General features: G+C 61.4%; 18 protein-coding genes. 3 read left to right on the top strand and 15 right to left on the bottom strand.

Translation table 11 applies throughout. The annotated features are described in order from the left end of the window. The coding region (locus BN1119_RS20760; RefSeq protein WP_209434876.1) for a hypothetical protein at nucleotides 1-205 on the top strand (205 nt) is incomplete at its 5' end. Nucleotide 206: 1 nt separating this feature from the next. On the opposite strand, the gene BN1119_RS00560 is transcribed toward BN1119_RS20760, so the two are convergent. The 13 genes from BN1119_RS00560 to yceD all read right to left on the bottom strand — a co-directional run bounded on the left by BN1119_RS00560 (nucleotide 207) and on the right by yceD (nucleotide 10,615). Beyond that, nucleotides 207-986 (bottom strand): TatD family hydrolase, encoded by a 780-nt coding sequence (locus BN1119_RS00560; protein WP_041992328.1) that lies wholly within the window; start codon nucleotides 984-986, stop codon nucleotides 207-209. Between the two features lie 17 nt (nucleotides 987-1,003). Beyond that, nucleotides 1,004-1,951, bottom strand: a complete 948-nt coding sequence (gene holB / locus BN1119_RS00555; RefSeq protein WP_041992325.1) for a DNA polymerase III subunit delta' — start codon at nucleotides 1,949-1,951, stop codon at nucleotides 1,004-1,006. Then, on the bottom strand, nucleotides 1,936-2,562 hold the full coding sequence (gene tmk / locus BN1119_RS00550; RefSeq protein WP_041992322.1) for a dTMP kinase: 627 nt from the start codon (nucleotides 2,560-2,562) through the stop codon (nucleotides 1,936-1,938). Before tmk ends, holB begins: the two co-directional genes overlap by 16 nt. Continuing rightward, complete coding sequence (gene mltG, locus BN1119_RS00545) at nucleotides 2,562-3,563, bottom strand: endolytic transglycosylase MltG (RefSeq protein WP_041992319.1); 1,002 nt, start codon at nucleotides 3,561-3,563, stop codon at nucleotides 2,562-2,564. The genes tmk and mltG overlap by 1 nt, the downstream gene beginning before the upstream one ends. Beyond that, complete coding sequence (gene pabC / locus BN1119_RS00540) at nucleotides 3,553-4,359, bottom strand: aminodeoxychorismate lyase (protein WP_041992316.1); 807 nt, start codon at nucleotides 4,357-4,359, stop codon at nucleotides 3,553-3,555. The genes mltG and pabC overlap by 11 nt, the downstream gene beginning before the upstream one ends. A gap of 72 nt (nucleotides 4,360-4,431) precedes the next feature. Next, nucleotides 4,432-5,673, bottom strand: a complete 1,242-nt coding sequence (gene fabF, locus BN1119_RS00535; protein ID WP_041992313.1) for a beta-ketoacyl-ACP synthase II — start codon at nucleotides 5,671-5,673, stop codon at nucleotides 4,432-4,434. A gap of 82 nt (nucleotides 5,674-5,755) precedes the next feature. After that, complete coding sequence (gene acpP / locus BN1119_RS00530; RefSeq protein ID WP_005300909.1) at nucleotides 5,756-5,992, bottom strand: acyl carrier protein; 237 nt, start codon at nucleotides 5,990-5,992, stop codon at nucleotides 5,756-5,758. 157 nt (nucleotides 5,993-6,149) lie between these two features. Then, entirely contained in the window at nucleotides 6,150-6,884 is a 735-nt protein-coding gene (gene fabG, locus BN1119_RS00525) for a 3-oxoacyl-ACP reductase FabG (RefSeq protein WP_041992306.1), read from the bottom strand. Nucleotides 6,885-6,897: 13 nt separating this feature from the next. Further along, nucleotides 6,898-7,833 (bottom strand): ACP S-malonyltransferase, encoded by a 936-nt coding sequence (gene fabD / locus BN1119_RS00520; RefSeq protein ID WP_041992303.1) that lies wholly within the window; start codon nucleotides 7,831-7,833, stop codon nucleotides 6,898-6,900. A gap of 77 nt (nucleotides 7,834-7,910) precedes the next feature. Next, nucleotides 7,911-8,870, bottom strand: coding sequence for a beta-ketoacyl-ACP synthase III (locus tag BN1119_RS00515; protein ID WP_041992300.1), 960 nt, complete (start codon nucleotides 8,868-8,870; stop codon nucleotides 7,911-7,913). 7 nt (nucleotides 8,871-8,877) lie between these two features. Next, nucleotides 8,878-9,897: a phosphate acyltransferase PlsX gene (plsX, locus tag BN1119_RS00510; RefSeq protein ID WP_041992297.1), complete on the bottom strand. Its 1,020-nt coding sequence runs from the start codon at nucleotides 9,895-9,897 to the stop codon at nucleotides 8,878-8,880. Between the two features lie 9 nt (nucleotides 9,898-9,906). Further along, nucleotides 9,907-10,074 (bottom strand): 50S ribosomal protein L32, encoded by a 168-nt coding sequence (rpmF, locus tag BN1119_RS19710; RefSeq protein ID WP_005311492.1) that lies wholly within the window; start codon nucleotides 10,072-10,074, stop codon nucleotides 9,907-9,909. 19 nt (nucleotides 10,075-10,093) lie between these two features. After that, nucleotides 10,094-10,615, bottom strand: coding sequence for a 23S rRNA accumulation protein YceD (gene yceD / locus BN1119_RS19705; RefSeq protein ID WP_084205223.1), 522 nt, complete (start codon nucleotides 10,613-10,615; stop codon nucleotides 10,094-10,096). A 380-nt stretch (nucleotides 10,616-10,995) separates the two neighbouring features. Between yceD and BN1119_RS00500 the strand changes: the two genes are divergently transcribed. Continuing rightward, nucleotides 10,996-11,577 (top strand): Maf family protein, encoded by a 582-nt coding sequence (locus tag BN1119_RS00500; protein WP_041992294.1) that lies wholly within the window; start codon nucleotides 10,996-10,998, stop codon nucleotides 11,575-11,577. A 70-nt stretch (nucleotides 11,578-11,647) separates the two neighbouring features. Here the strand turns inward: BN1119_RS00500 and BN1119_RS00495 are convergent, their stop codons facing one another. Then, nucleotides 11,648-12,295 (bottom strand): HAD family hydrolase, encoded by a 648-nt coding sequence (locus tag BN1119_RS00495; RefSeq protein WP_041992292.1) that lies wholly within the window; start codon nucleotides 12,293-12,295, stop codon nucleotides 11,648-11,650. Continuing rightward, the gene (gene rluC, locus BN1119_RS00490) at nucleotides 12,295-13,239 is read right to left on the bottom strand and encodes a 23S rRNA pseudouridine(955/2504/2580) synthase RluC (RefSeq protein ID WP_209434875.1); all 945 of its coding nucleotides are present in this window, start codon (nucleotides 13,237-13,239) and stop codon (nucleotides 12,295-12,297) included. The genes BN1119_RS00495 and rluC overlap by 1 nt, the downstream gene beginning before the upstream one ends. 413 nt (nucleotides 13,240-13,652) lie before the next feature. On the opposite strand from rluC, the gene rne reads away from it, so the two are divergent. Continuing rightward, nucleotides 13,653-16,904, top strand: a complete 3,252-nt coding sequence (gene rne / locus BN1119_RS00485) for a ribonuclease E (protein ID WP_041992286.1) — start codon at nucleotides 13,653-13,655, stop codon at nucleotides 16,902-16,904. Nucleotides 16,905-16,968: the final 64 nt, after the last annotated feature.

The raw sequence follows: 16,968 nt of genomic DNA, 5'->3' as shown, positions 1-16,968 counted from the left end.
TCGATACTTGATGATGATGCTTTCAATCCGAGGAAGACCCGATTCAACCCTCACCTTGCGTTGCTTTATCAAGCCGCCTGGCATGGCTGAATCTGTTGTCTTGATTGCTTGTGCAGTGAGAGATAACGAACGTGAATTTTCAGATTATGTGAAGGGTTGTAAGGGGATTTCAATGAAACAGGCCCCTCTGGATGGGGCCTGCTGATTCACTGCCTAGCCAGTTTGAACAGTGCGAAGAAGTTGTCGCTGGTGGCTTGCGCCAGTTCAGCAAGGGGGATCTGGCGCAGGTCGGCGATGAACTGAGCCACGTCCACCACGAAGGCGGGTTCGTTCTCCCTCCCTCTGTGCGGCACCGGCGCCAGATAGGGAGAGTCCGTCTCTATCAGCAGTCGCGACAGCGGCAGAGCCTTGACCACCTCCTGCAAGGCGGCGGCACTCTTGAAGGTCACTATCCCGGAGATGGACACATAAAAGCCCATGGCCATGGCGGCCTCGGCCATTTCGAGGGATTCGGTGAAGCAGTGCAGTACCCCGCCCACCTGATCCGCCCCCTCTTCGGTCATGATCCGCAAGGTGTCCTCCTGGGCATCCCGGGTATGGATGATCAGGGGCTTGTTCAGCGCTCGCGCCACTCGGATATGTTCCCGGAACGAGTGCTGCTGCACCTCTTTATTCTCAGGGCTATAGAAGTAATCGAGCCCTGTTTCACCGATGGCAACCACCCGGGGATCCTTGGCCTGCTCCAGCAGCAGGGGGGCGTCCACACCGGGATCCTGGTTGAGAGGGTGTACCCCGCAGGAGGCAAACACCTGGGGATAGGGGGCGATCGCCGTCAGCATCTCTGGAAACTGCTGCTGGGTTACGCTCACACACAGGAAGTAGCCCACCTGGCGCGCCGCCGCCTTGGCCAGCACATCGGCCAGATCGGTCTGCTTGCTGCCATAGCTGAGCCGGTCCAGGTGGCAATGGGAATCTACGAATAACATGGGATCTTTTCCTCTGTTCACAGCCATTGGCTGAGCCAGTTCATCAGATGTATGGTCGGATTGGAGAGCTGTCCGGGTTGGCAGGCCTCTTTGAGGCTGACGAGACGTTGCTCGGCATCGAGCAGCCGCTCGCTGGAGTGGCCCTCGGCCAGAGCGTGACTGAGCCCGGCCAGATCCGGCATCGCCAATTGCTGATGGCCGCAGCCAGCCTGGGTCTTGAGGGCATCGCACAGCAGCAGTTGCAACCAGTGCAACCGGGTCTGGGTCTCCTGCCCCAACAGGGAGCAGAGGGCGGTGATCCGGGTCGGCTCCTGGCTCAGCTGCACGAAGCCCCCCAAGAGATCCTGACGCGCCTTGTCCTGTTGCTGCGCCAGGTAGTCGAGCACCCGCAGCGGCGCCCCCTGGCAGATCCGCACCTGGGCCTGGGTCGCCGGATGGCCCTGCTCGGCCAGCCAGTTCAGGGTGACCGGCTCGGGGGGAATGTGGCAGACATGCTTGTGGCAGCGGCTGCGGATGGTGGGCAGGAGGCGGGAGATCTGCGAGGCGATCAGCAGCAGCAGGCTGTCGCCGGCCGGCTCCTCCAGGGTCTTGAGCAGGGCGTTGGCCGCCGCTTCCGTCATGCGCTCGGCATCGGGAATGATCACCACCTTGCCATGACCGAGCTGGGCGGAACGCTGCAGACGCGAACCGAGCTCGCGCACCGCATCCACCCCTATGGTCTTGCTGTCACCTGGGATGATGCAGAGATCAGGATGATTGCCCTTGTCCGCCAACTGGCAGGCATGGCAGTGGCCGCAAGGCTCCCCCTGTTGGGGGTGATGACACAGATGGAACCGTGCCAACCGCTCCGCCAGCTGCTCCTTGCCAAGGCCGGCTTCCCCCAGCAGCAACCAGGCATGGCCGAGTCGTCCGGCAACCGCACTCTGGCTCAGAGCCTGCCAGTCCGGGATCAGCCAGGGATACATATGCGACTATCCAGGGCGACTTCGATGGCGGCCTTGACCCGATCCGGCGTCTGGCTGGCATCGACCACCAGAATGCTGTCATCCTGGGCGGCCAGCTCGAGATAGCGGGCCCGGGTCCGCTCGAAGAAACTCAGCTGCTCCAGCTCGATCCGGTCGAGTTCCCCACGATGGCGAGCCCGCTGCAATCCCAGGGCCGGATCGATGTCGAGATAGAGGGTGAGGTCGGGTTTGAAGTCGCCGAGCACCGCCTGCTTGATGGCATGAATGAGCCCGGTGTCTATGCCGCGCCCGCCCCCTTGATAGGCCTGGGAAGAGAGATCATGCCTGTCCCCCACCACCCAGGTCCCCTCGCGCAAAGCAGGTTTGATCCGCGTTTCCACCAGTTGCACCCGGGAGGCGTACATCAGCAGCAGCTCGGCCTGGATGGTGAGTTGCTCCTCGTGCACCTCCTTGACGATGGCCCGCATCCGCTCGGCCAATGGGGTGCCGCCCGGTTCCCGGGTACACTCGATGCGCGAGACGCCATGGGCCTTGAGGTAGTCGGTGACATACTGGACGGCGGAGCTCTTGCCCGCCCCTTCCAGCCCTTCGATCACGATAAATTTGGACATCAGGATTTCTTCAAAATGTATTGGCGAACCGCACGGTTATGCTCTTCGAGGGTTCTGGAGAAGTGATGGGCACCGCCCCCCTTGGCGACGAAGTAGAGAAAATCGCTCGCCTTGGGGTTGAGGGCCGCCTCGATGGATGCCTTGCCCGGCATGGCGATGGGAGTCGGTGGCAGGCCGTCGATCACATAGGTGTTGTAGGGGTTCACATCGGTGAGATCGCTGCGGCGAATGTTGCCATCGTAGCGATCCTTGACGCCATAGATGACAGTCGGGTCCGTCTGCAGCTTCATGCCAAGGCGCAGTCGGTTGACAAAGACGCCGGCAATCTCGGCACGCTCCTCGGGGACCCCTGTCTCTTTCTCTATGATGGAGGCCATGATCAAGGCTTCATAGGGCGTCTTGTAGGGCAGGTTCTCCTGGCGATTCTCCCAGGCGGTTTGCAGGACGCTCTCCATCTCCTGATGGGCGCGACGCAACACGGAGAGATCGCTGGCATGAACCGTATAGGCGTAAGTCTCCGGCAGGAACCAGCCTTCCAGCTTGCCATTGTCGATGCCGAGCTCATGGGCCAGTTCGGTCTCGTCCTGCTCCAGGGTGACCCGCTCCAGGTATGGGGCGCTGGCGAGCTGCTTCTGCCAATCCTCGAAGCGGGATCCCTCGACGAAGGTCAGGCTTAAGTGAAACTCCTTGCCCGAGGCAAACAGGGAAAGGGTCTCCTTCAAGGGGGCCCCTTCCTGGATCTCGTAAGTGCCTGACTTGATGGCAGCCAGTTCCGGATGGCTGCGAAGCCAGAGTCGAAGCGCCCAGGGTGTGACCTCGCCGTCGGCCAGTTCCGTGATGAGGCCGGCGGCATGGGAGCCCTTCGCGACGGTGTAGAGGCGGGTCGGTCCCTTGTTGGTCAAGGTATCCACCTGATACCACTTGTAATAGACGTACCCACCGGCCAGGGCGGCGCTCAGGGCCGCTCCCGCGATCAGGGTGTAAAGCCGATTAAACTTCAATTAGCAATCGCTCCTGTAGACGACGCACCACCTGCTGTGAGTCGTACTCTTTATGCTCGATACGGGTGACGGGTACCAGGCCCATCAGGGTATTGGTCAACCAGACCTCCTCCGCCTGCCAGAGTGACTCCAGCGGCGCTTCGACGATACGTAGCTCGATCCCCATCTGGCGCAGAAGCGTCATCACCTGTCGACGCATGATGCCATCCACGCCACCATGGCCAAGATCCGGGGTAAAGACGGTGCTGCCCCGGCGCCAGAACAGGTTGGCACTCACCCCTTCCACCAGAAACCCTCGACAATTCAATACTATTCCTTCGACCGCACCTTGCTTGGCAAGTTCGCCTTTAAGCAAAACTTGTTCCAGTCGATTGAGGGTCTTGAGCCCCGCCAGCATGGGACTGTCACCAATGCGCTGTTGGCAGACCCCAATGCTGATGCCGCTCCGCTGCCAATCCTGATAGTGCATGGGATAAGGCGCCAATGAGAGGATCCGGCTGGTCTGCTGGCAGCCAGTGCCATCATAGCCGCGCCCCCCCTCCCCTCGGGTCAGCACTATCTTGGCGACGGCCAGCACCTGATCGGCGATCAGGGTGTCGAGCTCGGCCGCCAGGGTGGTCCAGCACGGTGGCGAGATGGCGAGCCGCGTGCAACCCTGCTGCAGCCGCGCCAGATGCTCGGGCCAGTAGCGGGCTCGCCCCTCCTGGATCAGCAGGGTGGTGAAATGCCCATCGCCATAGGCCAACCCTCGATCCCGGGCCGATATCGACTCTGCGGATACACCATTGATGAGCAAGCGGGATCCCTCCGATAAAAAAGGCCCGATACGAGCTCGTATCGGGCCTATTGAACATTGCCCTGGTGCGAATTATACGCGTTTGAAGATCAGGGAGCCATTGGTGCCGCCAAATCCGAAGGAATTGGAGAGGGCGTATTCAAACTGGCCTGGTTTGGCCACGTGGGGCACCAGATCCAGATCGCACTCCTCATCCGGATTGTCCAGGTTGATGGTGGGCGGTGCCACCTGATCCCGCAGGGCCAGCACGGTAATGATCGCCTCGATGGCGCCGGCGGCTCCTAGCAGATGACCCGTCATCGACTTGGTGGAACTGATCATCAGGGCGCTGGCATGGTCGCCAAACACCTCTTTCATGCCGCGCAGCTCGGCCACGTCACCCAGGGGGGTGGAGGTGCCGTGGGCATTGATGTAGCCGATCTGCTCGGGGGCGATGCCGGCATCCCTGATGGCATTCTTCATGGCGCGCGCGCCACCGTTGCCGTCCGAAGGCGGCGCCGTCATGTGATAGGCGTCGCCACTCATGCCAAAGCCAACCAGCTCGGCGTAGATCTTGGCGCCACGGGCCTTGGCGTGCTCGTACTCTTCCAGCACCAGCACCCCGGCACCGTCACCCAGCACGAAACCGTCGCGATCCTTGTCCCAGGGGCGGCTCGCCTTGGTGGGCTCGTCGTTGCGGGTAGAGAGTGCCTTGGCTGCCGCGAAGCCGCCCATCCCCATGGGGGTGGAGGCTTTCTCGGTGCCACCGGCGATCATCACGTCCGCATCGCCGTAGGCAATCATGCGACCGGCCATGCCGATGGCATGGGTGCCCGTGGTACACGCCGTGGTCACGGCGATGTTCGGCCCCTGCAGTCCCTTCATGATGGAGAGATGACCGGACACCATATTGATGATGGTGGATGGCACGAAGAAGGGGCTCAGCTTGCGGGGGCCGCCGTTGATAAGGCTGCTGTGGTTCTGTTCAATCAGACCCAGACCGCCGATGCCGGAGCCGATGGCCACGCCGACCCGCTCTGCGTTGTCTTCGTTGATGACGAGGCCGGAATCATCCAACGCCTGCATCCCCGCCGCCACGCCGTACTGGATGAAGAGATCCATCTTGCGGGCTTCTTTGCGGTTGATGCCGTACTGTTCGGGATCGAACTCTTTGACCAGGCCTGCGAAACGGGTCGCAAATTCGCTGGCATCGAAGTGATCGATGAGAGAAATGCCGCTCTGCCCGTTGAGCAGGGCTTGCCAGCTGGTTTCGGCAGTGTTGCCCACAGGGGAAAGCATCCCCAGGCCGGTTACCACGACTCTGCGTTTTGACACTGAGCTAGTCTCCGAGAGGTATTTTGAAAGGGGGTAAACATAAAAGAAGCGGCCCTTGGGCCGCTTCTTTCAGAACAGGAACTTATTCCTGATTAGCGGTGATGTAGTCGATAGCCGCTTGAACAGTGGTGATCTTCTCGGCTTCTTCATCCGGAATCTCGGTATCGAATTCTTCTTCCAGCGCCATTACCAGTTCAACGGTATCCAAAGAGTCAGCGCCCAGGTCGTCGACGAAGGAGGCAGCGTTCTTAACGTCTTCCTCTTTAACACCCAGTTGTTCGATGATGATTTTCTTTACGCGTTCTTCGATGTTGCTCATGACCTGAATTTTCCTTTAAAAATACGCTATTGCGTCTGGTTGGGGTAGTTTATTCAATTGACGTTGGTTTGCAAGTAGCTTGCTGCTGGTCAAACCACGAAATGTGCCAAACTTCGGCGTAATATCGCAAATTTGAGCAGAACTGACGACAAATTGATTACACCATGTACATCCCGCCGTTAACATGCAGGGTTTCGCCAGTGATGTAAGCGGCGTCATCAGATGCCAAGAATACCACAGCGGCGGCAATTTCTTTCGGATCACCCAAACGGGCTGCGGGCACCTGGTTCATGATACCTGACCGCTGCTCTTCATTGAGCGCCTTGGTCATGTCGGTCTCGATGAAACCGGGAGCCACCGCGTTGACCGTGATACCACGGGATGCCACTTCACGGGCCAGCGACTTGGTAAAGCCTACCAGACCGGCCTTGGCGGCGGCATAGTTGACCTGACCTGCGTTACCCATGGTACCCACCACGGAACCTATGCTGATGATGCGGCCATGACGCTTCTTCATCATGGCGCGCAGCACCGGCTTGCTCAGACGATAGAGGGAAGTGAGGTTGGTGTCGATGATTTCGCTCCACTCATCATCCTTCATGCGCATCAACAGGTTGTCGCGGGTGATGCCGGCGTTGTTGATCAGGATGTCGATGTCGCCAAAACGCGCCTTGATGGCGGCAAAGACGGCTTCGATGGATTCGGGGCTGGTCACGTCCAGGGCCAGGCCGCAGCCATGCTCGCCCAGGTAGGCGCTGATGGCCTCGGCGCCACGCTCGCTGGTCGCGGTACCCACGACTTTCGCGCCACGGGCCACGAACGTCTCGGCAATGGCACGACCGATGCCACGGCTGGCGCCGGTCACCAATACAACCTTATCGGTAAAACTCATGCTCTACTCCTGTTTACTTAATCTGGGCCAGCGCCTGTTCGAATGAAGCGGTATCGTTGGCATGAATGCCTTCCACCCGCTTGTCGATACGCTTGGCGAGACCGGTCAGCACTTTACCCGGACCCATCTCGATCTCGAGGGTGATGCCCTCATTGGCCATCCGCTCGACCGTCTCGGTCCAACGCACCGGGCTGAACAGCTGACGCACCAGCGCCTGCTTGATGGCGGCCGAATCCTGTTCACAGGTGACATCGACATTATTGATGACGGCGATGGATGGAACCTTGATCTCGATCCCATCCAGGGCTGCGGCCAGCTTCTCGGCGGCCGGTTTCATCAGGGCACAGTGGGACGGCACGGAAACCGGCAGCGGCAGCGCCCGCTTGGCACCGGATTCTTTCATCAGCACGTTGGCACGCTCGACGGCCTCCTTGTGACCGGCGATCACCACCTGGCCCGGGGAGTTGAAGTTGACCGGGGAGACCACCTGCCCCTCTGCCGCCTTCTCGCAGTTGGCGGCGATGGTGTCGTTGTCCAGGCCTATGATGGCGGCCATGGCGCCAGTGCCTTCCGGCACGGCTTCCTGCATGGCCAGACCACGCAGCTCGACCAGCTTGACGGCATCGGCAAAGGCCAGGGCACCGCTGCAGACCAGGGCGGAATACTCGCCGAGGCTGTGGCCGGCCATGACGGCGGGGGTCGCCCCACCCTGCTGCTGCCACAGGCGCCACAGGGCCACGGAGGCGGTCAGCAGGGCCGGTTGGGTCTTCCAGGTCTTGCCCAGCTCTTCTGCCGGCCCCTGCAGGGTCAGCGCCAGCAGATCATAACCAAGCACCTGGCTCGCCTCGGCGAAGGTCTCCTTGATAATCGCGTGCTGTTCGGCCAGTTCGGCCAGCATGCCGACAGCCTGGGAACCTTGTCCCGGGAAAGCGATGGCAAATTGGGTCATCATGATGTCCTTTAAAGCGAAACGACATGAGAAACGTGGCTGGCGCAGGGCCGGCCACGCTCCTTCGTGGTGAAAGCTTAGAAGCGAACCAGGGCTGAGCCCCAGGCAAATCCGCCACCAAACGCCTCGAGCAGCACCAGCTGACCGCGCTGGATACGACCGTCACGCACCCCTTCATCGAAGGCGATGGGAACGGAGGCAGCAGAGGTATTGCCGTGTTTATCGAGGGTCAGCACCACACGGTCGAGGCTCATGCCGAGCTTCTTGGCGGTGGCGTTGATGATGCGGTAGTTGGCCTGGTGCGGTACCAGCCAGTCGAGCTCGCTCGGATCTATGTTGGCGGCGGCCAGGGTCTCGGTCACTATCTCGCTCAGGCGAGTCACCGCGACCTTGAACACATCGTTGCCCTTCATATACATGTAGGCTTCGAGCTCGCTGCCGCTCAGGCCGCGACGGGGCTGAGGCAGCTTGAGCAGATCGCCATAGCGACCGTCGGCATGCAGATGGGTGGAGAGGATGCCAGGGGTTTCGCTGGCACCAATGACCACAGCCCCTGCCCCGTCACCAAAGAGGATGATGGTACCGCGATCTTGCGGATCGCACATGCGCGACAGCACATCGGCGCCGACGACCAGCACATGGCGGGCCGCCCCCGATTTGACGAACTGATCGGCGATGGAGAGGGCATAGGTGAAACCGGCGCAGGCGGCGGCGATGTCGAACGCCGGGATCCCCGGCACGTCCAACAGGTTTTGCAGCTCGCAGGCGGCGGCCGGGAAGGCATTTTCGGCACTGGTGGTGGCCAGCACTATCATGTCCAGATCGCTTGCCTGGAGGCCGGCGGCATCCAGTGCACGCAGGGCGGCCTGATGCGAAAGGGTGGCGACGGTCTCGCCATCCCCCGCGATACGGCGCTCATGGATCCCGGTGCGCTCCACGATCCAGTCGTGACTGGTCTCGACCATCTGTTCGAGATCGGCGTTGGTGCGAACTGAACTTGGCAGGTAGCTGCCAGTACCCAGAATTTTGCTATGCATAGAGTTCTTATAGATCCCTGTCGGAAAAGACAGATTCAAGGCGATCTGCTATTTGCAATGGAAGTTGATGCTTGGCCTCTTGCGCGGCCAGCAGGATCGCAGTAGAAAGGGCGCGACGTTCGGCCCTCCCATGGCTTTTTACCACAATGCCGCGCAATCCTAACAGACTTGCACCGTTATACTGGTCGGGGTTCAGGTAAGAAAAACGCCGTTTGAGCATAAATCCGGCGATCAGCCCAAGAAAACTGCGCTTTTTTCGCGGATAACCGGCCAGTTGACCCATCATGCGCACGACCCCTTCCGCCGTCTTCAGGGCCACATTGCCTACGAAGCCATCACAGACGATGACATCCGCCTGGCCGGTGAACAGGCAATCTCCCTCGATGAAGCCGGTGAAGTGGATGGCAGGGCACTGGCGCAGCAGCTCGGCGCTATGGCGCACCAGATCGTTGCCCTTGATCTCCTCCTCCCCCACGTTGAGCAGCGCGACACGGGGTGACGCTATGCCCTCCACCAGTTCGGCCACGACCGAGCCCATGACCGCAAATTGCAGCAGGGTGTCGGCATCGCAACTGACATTGGCCCCCAGATCCAGCATGACGGTGCGTTTGCCCGCCACGGTCGGCAGCGCCTTGATAAGGGCCGGCCTGTCCACCCCGGGCAAGGATTTGAGCACGCACTTGGCCATGGCCATCAGGGCCCCTGTGTTGCCCGCACTGACGCAGGCATCGGCGGCACCGCTCTTGACCAGATCCAGCACGACTCGCATGGAGGAGTCTTTGAGGGTTCTTAAGGCGACGATCGGCTTGTCGCCCATCCCGACGACCTGGGAGGCATGTACGAAGCGAACGCGGGGATGATTGAGCAGGCCATGCTGGCGCAGAAGCGGTGTGACGCTGGTCTCGTTACCGACCAGGATCAGATTGAGCTGGGGCAAAAGAGACAGTGCCTGCACGGCGGCAGGCACTGTTTCCGAGGGACCGAAATCGCCCCCCATTATGTCTAGCGCGACGTTGAGCGTAGACAAAGGCAATCCTTAAGCGATTACCTTTTTACCGCGGTAGAAACCATCGGCAGTCACGTGGTGACGACGATGAATTTCGCCACTGGTCTGATCAACAGTCAGGGCAGCGCTGGTCAGTGCATCGTGGGAACGACGCATGCCACGCTTGGCACGGGTTTTACGGTTCTGTTGTACGGCCATGGTAGGCTAACTCCTAGATTCACTTACGTTTAAGCTCTTCAAGAACTGCAAAGGGATTTGGCCGCTCATCAGCAGGTTCGATATCACCCCAGGTCATCTCCATGTTTCCTCTCGGGCAGGCATCCATGGGATGCATTGCGACTTGAGGCAACGAGAGGATGAGTTCATCCTCCAGGATTTGATGAAGATCTATCTCGCCGTTTTCGTCCAACTCAATGGGCTCATAAGCTTCCGGCAGTTCTTCCTCGTTTGTTCTCTCGAACAGCGGAGTGTAGATAAATTCAGCTTCACAAAGGTGTTGGAACGTTTCGCCACAACGCTGGCAAACCAGGTCAACCTCGGCATGGGCAGTGCCTTTCATAACGGTCAACTTCTGGACATCTTTGCCAAAGTGCAGTGACACATCCACATCACTTCGCAAGCCTGCGGTTGATGCCTCCAGCCTGGGCATCTGCGACTTTTCAACTATCCCGACATAATCGAGTAGCTTCAAGGCACTACGGACTGGATCAACCTTAACGGGCAACTTCACCTTTTGCATAGGGCGCGAATATTATAGGTCCAACAGGGGATAGTCAAAGGAAAAAGTCCTTACCGCCGATGATTTTAACATCACAAGTCCCCAGTATGTCGGGGCTTGCGCTCATCGGTGACCGATTATGCCACAAAGCGGAGGATCCGACACAGGATCCTGTCCGCCCCTTGCGCCCTCGCATGTCCACAAGGTGTCACTCATGGCATCCTGCATGCTTCATCCAGTGGGCAAGATGAGTGTTCGCCTGTGGCAATGGCCCTGATACGGCCGGCCATGACCAGGTCATACCGGATGCCATGGCGGGGCTCGCATCCCAACCGACCATTGCCCTGCCGATGGCACGGCGATACCATCGGCCGCTGACTGCTACGAACCTGGATATCATGATGTCGACACCGCTGATCCTCGCCTCCACCTCCCCCTATCGCAAAGCCCTGCTGGAAAAACTCGGCCTCCCCTTCGAGTGTGCGGCCCCCCGGGTGGATGAATCCCCTCTGCCCGGCGAATCCGCCGAGGCGCTGGTGACGCGGCTCGCCCATGCCAAGGCACTAGCCATTGCCGACTCCGTTGAGCGGGGATTGATCATTGGCTCCGATCAGGTGTGTGTCTGCAACGGTCGGATCCTCGGCAAACCCGGGTCGGTGGACAATGCGGTGGCGCAACTCATGGCCGCACAAGGGCGCAGCGTCACCTTCTATACCGGCCTCACCGTGCTGGATGCCGCCACGGGCCAATGCCACGGCCTGGTCGAGCCCTTCACGGTCCGTTTTCGCACCCTGGATGAAGCGGCCATTCGCCGCTATGTCGAGGCAGAGCGACCGCTCGATTGCGCCGGCAGCTTCAAGTGTGAAGGGATGGGAATCGTGTTGTTCGAGGCGCTGGAGGGACGCGATCCCAATGCCCTGATCGGCCTGCCCCTGATCGGCCTCATCGAGCTGCTGGGGCGTCACGGCCTCAATCTGCCCTGACGTCCTTGGTACGCCAGCCACGAAAAACGGGAGCCCAGGCTCCCGTTTTGTCATCCTTACCAACGACTCGCTAATCCAGGCTGCGCCTTAGCTGGGTCATGGTATCGACGATGGCGACCGGATCATGGGCCAACAGCCGTTCTCTGCCGTGCACGCCCCAGGTCACCCCGATGCGGGCCATCCCCAGCGACTGGGCCATGCCAAGATCATGGACAGAATCCCCTATCATCACCGCCTCGCCGACCGGCACTGCCAGCTCGTCCAGCAGCTGACTCAGCATCAGGGGATCGGGTTTGGAACGGGCCTCGTCGGCGCCGCGGCTGGCGGCAAACAGCGGCCCCAGACCCGTCTCCTCCAGTACCCGATCCAGACCACGGCGAGACTTGCCAGTGGCCACCGCCAGCAAGATGCCGCGCCCATGCCAGTCATGGAGCAAGTCGACGACTCCGGCAAACAGCGGGCTCGGCGTATCGTCATGAAGATAGTGATGACGATAGGAGGCGACCAGACGGGCGCAGGGCGCACTCCCGGCCGTCAACCCAAACAGGTTCGCCAGCCCCACCTCCAGGCTCAGGCCGATGATCTGCCGGGTCTGCTCCCGGGTCGGGAGGGAGAGGCCACACTCCCCGGCGGCCAGCTCGACACAGTTGACGATGCGCCCGATGGAGTCCATCAGCGTACCATCCCAGTCGAAGATGGCGAGCCGGGTGCCCTGCATCAGCGCGCCAGCTTGTTGAGGAAGGTATCGAGCTCGGGGGCCAGCGGCGCCTCGATCAACACCTCACGACCATCCACCGGATGGGTAAAGGTGAGCTTCCAGGCATGCAGGAACAGCCGTTTCAGCCCCTGGCTGCGCATTTTCTCATCAAAGGCTGCTTCACCGTATTTATCATCGCAGGCGATGGGATGACCGGCATGCTGGGTGTGGACCCGGATCTGGTGGGTGCGGCCTGTGATGGGGCTGCATTCCACCAGGGTTGCCTCGGCAAACTGGCGGGCAATCCGGAAGCGGGTTTCTGACGGCTTGCCGTCACTGCTGACCCGCACCACCCGCTCGCCCGATTGCAGATCATTCTTGCGCAGGGGCGCATTGACCACCTTGACATGGGACTGCCACTGACCGCGCACCAGCGCCAGGTACTGCTTGCGCATGGTCTTGACCCGCAACTGCTCGTGCAGGCTGCGCAGGGCACTGCGCTTCTTGGCAACCAGCAGTACGCCGGAGGTGTCGCGATCGAGGCGGTGAACCAGCTCGAGGAAGCGGGCTTCCGGACGCAGGGCCCGCAGCCCTTCAATGACGCCAAAGCTCAGGCCGCTGCCGCCGTGCACCGCCATGCCGGACGGTTTGTTGAGCACTATCATGGCGTCATCTTCAAACAGGATCTGGCTCTCCAGACGCTGAATGCTGCCGAGGTTGGCGGAGGGCAATTCATTCTTTTCGGCGACGCGCACGGGGGGCACACGCACCTCGTCGCCCGGGCAGAGCTTGTATTCCGGTTTGATGCGCTTCTTGTTGACGCGCACCTCCCCTTTGCGAAGGATGCGATAGATCAGGCTCTTGGGGACGCCCTTTAACTGAGTCTTGAGAAAATTGTCGATGCGCTGCCCTTCATGCTCAGCTTCGATGGTGAGCAGCTGCACTTGTTGATGTATCTGTGTCATGGCGCGGATTTTAACACCCCACGGGCCCCTTGGCTCCATGCTTTGTTGAAAAATGGCACCTTGCTATAAAAGCGGTTTAAATGGGATAATACACAAGGTTTTGTCATTGTGTTCAAGCCTTGTACTAAGTGGCCAAAAAGTATGCCACCCAATCCCGAAACACCGTGTATACAAGAACATGACGGTTCCCGGGTGCGAGGTACAGCGCATGGAGAACGCAAACAGAACCGGCTATTTGTCTCCACTCCGGCATCCTTTATTCATCCCTTCTCGAGAAGGCTGAACCAGAGCGCCCTTAGTTTGCGCCTCATGCATACCCCAACCGGGAGGTTGCCCCAGTATGCTGAAGACCCGAGGCCGGCGCCGGCAGGATCCAGTGGAGGAAATCAAAATGACAAAATAATGAGAACTCAATGAAAAGAATGCTAATCAACGCGACTCAGGAAGAGGAGTTGCGCGTAGCGCTGGTTGACGGACAACAGCTCTACGATTTGGATATTGAAAGTCCGGGACACGAGCAGAAGAAAGCGAACATTTACAAGGGCAAAATCACCCGCGTAGAACCCAGTCTCGAAGCTGCTTTTGTCGACTACGGCGCCGAGCGCCACGGTTTCCTGCCGTTAAAGGAGATCGCCCGCAATTACTTCCCCTCCGGTTACTCCTATCAGGGTCGTCCCAACATCAAAGAAGTGGTCCGCGAGGGCCAGGAAGTGATCGTCCAGATCGATAAGGAAGAGCGTGGCACCAAGGGTGCAGCCCTCACCACCTTCATCAGCCTGGCCGGCAGCTACCTGGTGCTGATGCCCAACAACCCCCGTGCCGGCGGCATTTCCCGCCGCATCGAGGGTGACGAGCGCACCGAGCTGAAAGAAGCCCTGTCGGGTCTTACCGTGCCGGAAGGCATGGGGCTCATCGTGCGTACCGCCGGTGTCGGCAAGTCCCCCGAGGAGCTCTCCTGGGATCTGAACGTCCTGCTCAATCACTGGGATTCCATCCACAAGGCCTCCCAGCAGCGTGCCGCCCCCGTGCTCATCCACCAGGAGAGCAACGTGATCGTGCGCGCCATTCGTGACTATCTGCGTCGCGATGTGGGCGAGATCCTGATCGACAACCCCGTCATCTTCGAGCGCGCCAAGGCGCACATCGAACTGGTTCGCCCCGATTTCCTCAATCGGGTCAAGCTGTACCAGGGGGACGTTGCCCTGTTCAACCACTTCCAGATCGAGAGCCAGATTGAGTCTGCGTTCCAGCGGGAAGTGCGCCTGCCCTCCGGCGGCAGCATCGTCATCGATCCGACCGAGGCTCTGACCTCCATCGACATCAACTCCTCCCGCGCCACCAAGGGCGGCGACATCGAGGAAACCGCGCTGCAGACCAACCTGGAAGCGGCCGACGAGATTGCCCGTCAGTTGCGCCTGCGCGACCTGGGTGGCCTGATTGTCATCGATTTCATCGACATGACCCCGGTTCGCCATCAGCGCGAAGTGGAAAACCGTCTGCGTGAAGCCGTGCATCAGGACAGGGCCCGCATCCAGTTGGGACGGATCTCCCGCTTCGGTCTGCTGGAGATGTCCCGCCAGCGTCTGCGCCCCTCCCTCAACGAGTCCAGCAGCCACATCTGTCCCCGTTGCCAGGGTCAGGGGGTGATCCGTGACAACGAATCCCTCGCCCTGTCCATCCTGCGCCTCATCGAAGAAGAGGCCCTGAAGGACAACACGGAGCAGGTCCATGCCCAGGTACCTGTGGATGTTGCCGCCTACCTGCTCAACGAGAAGCGCAGCTCCATCGCCAACCTCGAGCAGCGCAACGACGTGCGCCTCTACATCATCCCGAACCAGCACCTGGAGACGCCCCACTACGAGGTGACCCGCATTCGCAAGAATGAGATCCCCGAAGCGGTGAGCTACGAGCTGAAGACGGAGATAGCCAAGCCCGTCTACCAGCCGAAGCAGGCCCAGGCCATCGAGCGGGAACAGCCGCTGCTGCAAGGCTTCATCCAGCCGGCTCAGCCTGCGCCTGCGGCCGCTGCGCCTCAGCCTGCCGCTCCGGTCACCCCTGCCCCCGTGGCAGAGGCTGGCCTGGTCGGCAAGTTCTTCAAGGCCATCGCCGGCATCTTCGCCGCGAGCCCAGCCACTCCCGAGGCCAAACCGGCCGCCCCGGTCCAGGCCGAGGCCCGCAAGGAAGAGAGCCATCGCCATCAGCGTGACGAGCGCCGTGGCTCGCGTCAGGGCAACCGCAACCGCAACGAAGGTGGCGAACAGCGCCGTGACGCCAAGAGTGGCGAGCAGGGTGACAACCGTGCCCGTCGCCCGCGCAAGGAACGTGAGCCCCGTACCGAACGCGAACCGCGTCAGGCCAACGAGGCGCGCACCGAGCGCGAGCCCCGTCAGCCTCGCACCGAACGGGAACCCCGTCAGGCCAACGAAGCCCGCGCCGAGCGTGAGCCCCGTCAGCCCCGCGAACCGCGTCAGCCCCGGGAACCCCGTGGCGAGCGTGAGCCGCGCCAGCCCCGCGAGCCCCGCGCAGAGCGTGAAGCCCAGGTGCAGGCCGTGGTCGCCGCCGAGGCGCTGCCGATCCAGGTAGAGACTCAAGCCGAGGCTAACCAGGAGAAGGAGCTGATCGTCGCCGAGCGCCGCGAACGTCGTCAACTGCGCAAGCAGATCCGCGTCGACGCCCCCCAGGCCGAGCAGCCGGTAGCCGCCGTGGTGGCCACCGAAGGCGCCGATGCCCAGCAGGGTGACGATCAGGACGGCCAGCGCCGCTCCCGTCGCAATCCCCGTGGCCAGCGTGGCGAAGGTCAGCGTCGCAAGCGCATCAACGAAGAGACCCGCAACCAGCGCGAAGAAGAGCAGCCCCAGGTCGAGAGCAATGAGCCCGTGACCCCTCTGGTTGCCCCTCTGAGCCCGCAAGCCATTGCCGCCGCGACCCAGGCCTCCGCCGCCCTGGTCGAGCACGCCGTCGTGGATACCGATCACCACCTGCCGGAAGTGCCCTTCGTCGACACCAGCAAGGTCGTCAGCGAGCCGGTTGCTCCGGTTGCCGACTCCGCGCCGCAAGCCGAGGAGAAGATCGAGCAAGCGGTTGTGGTCGCGAGCATGCAGGCAGAGGCCACCATGGTCACCGCAGCCGAACCCGCAGTTGAGCCGACCCTGGTCGAGCCCAAGGTTGAAGCGCCCGCCCAGGCCGATACCCCCGTTCAGGTGGTGGAAGCGGTCCCGGCCCCTGTGCAGGCTGACGCCGCGCCGGTTGACCTGGTTCAGGTTGACGCTGCGCCCGTTGAGCCGGCTCAGGCCGACGTGACCCAGGCGCCGGTAGCAACCGAAGTGGAAGCTGCCCCAGTGGCCGACACCGCTCCCGTGGTCACCGAGGCAGAGGCCATCGCCCCTGCCGCCGAGGCCCCGGTGGCAGCCGCGCCAAGTGCCGACGTCAGCGCCCCCGCCAAGGTAGAGGCCGCCAAGTCTGCGCCGCGCGCCACCGGTGGCTTGCTGGCCAAGGCCCGCAAAGCCTCCGCTCCCATGGCGACCCCGGCTGAAGCCCCTGCCCTGCCGGCCGCCGAGCCTGTCGACTACCCACCCCTGGTGCGCGGTGACGTCGCCAGCTCGGGTCGTCACGCGGGCAGCACAGCAGCCGTCAACAAGGCCCACAGCCCGGCCGGTCGTCCCTAAGGGAACGCCCGTCACCAAAAAGAGCCGCATCTGCGGCTCTTTTTTTATCCCGGGTTTGCCGGGC

The sequence above is a fragment of the Aeromonas bivalvium genome, assembly GCF_000819765.1.
In the GTDB taxonomy this organism is placed as follows: Bacteria; Pseudomonadota; Gammaproteobacteria; order Enterobacterales; family Aeromonadaceae; genus Aeromonas; species Aeromonas bivalvium.
The sequence above is the reverse complement of the archived record's forward strand: the minus strand, read 5'-3'. Positions and strand labels throughout refer to the sequence as shown.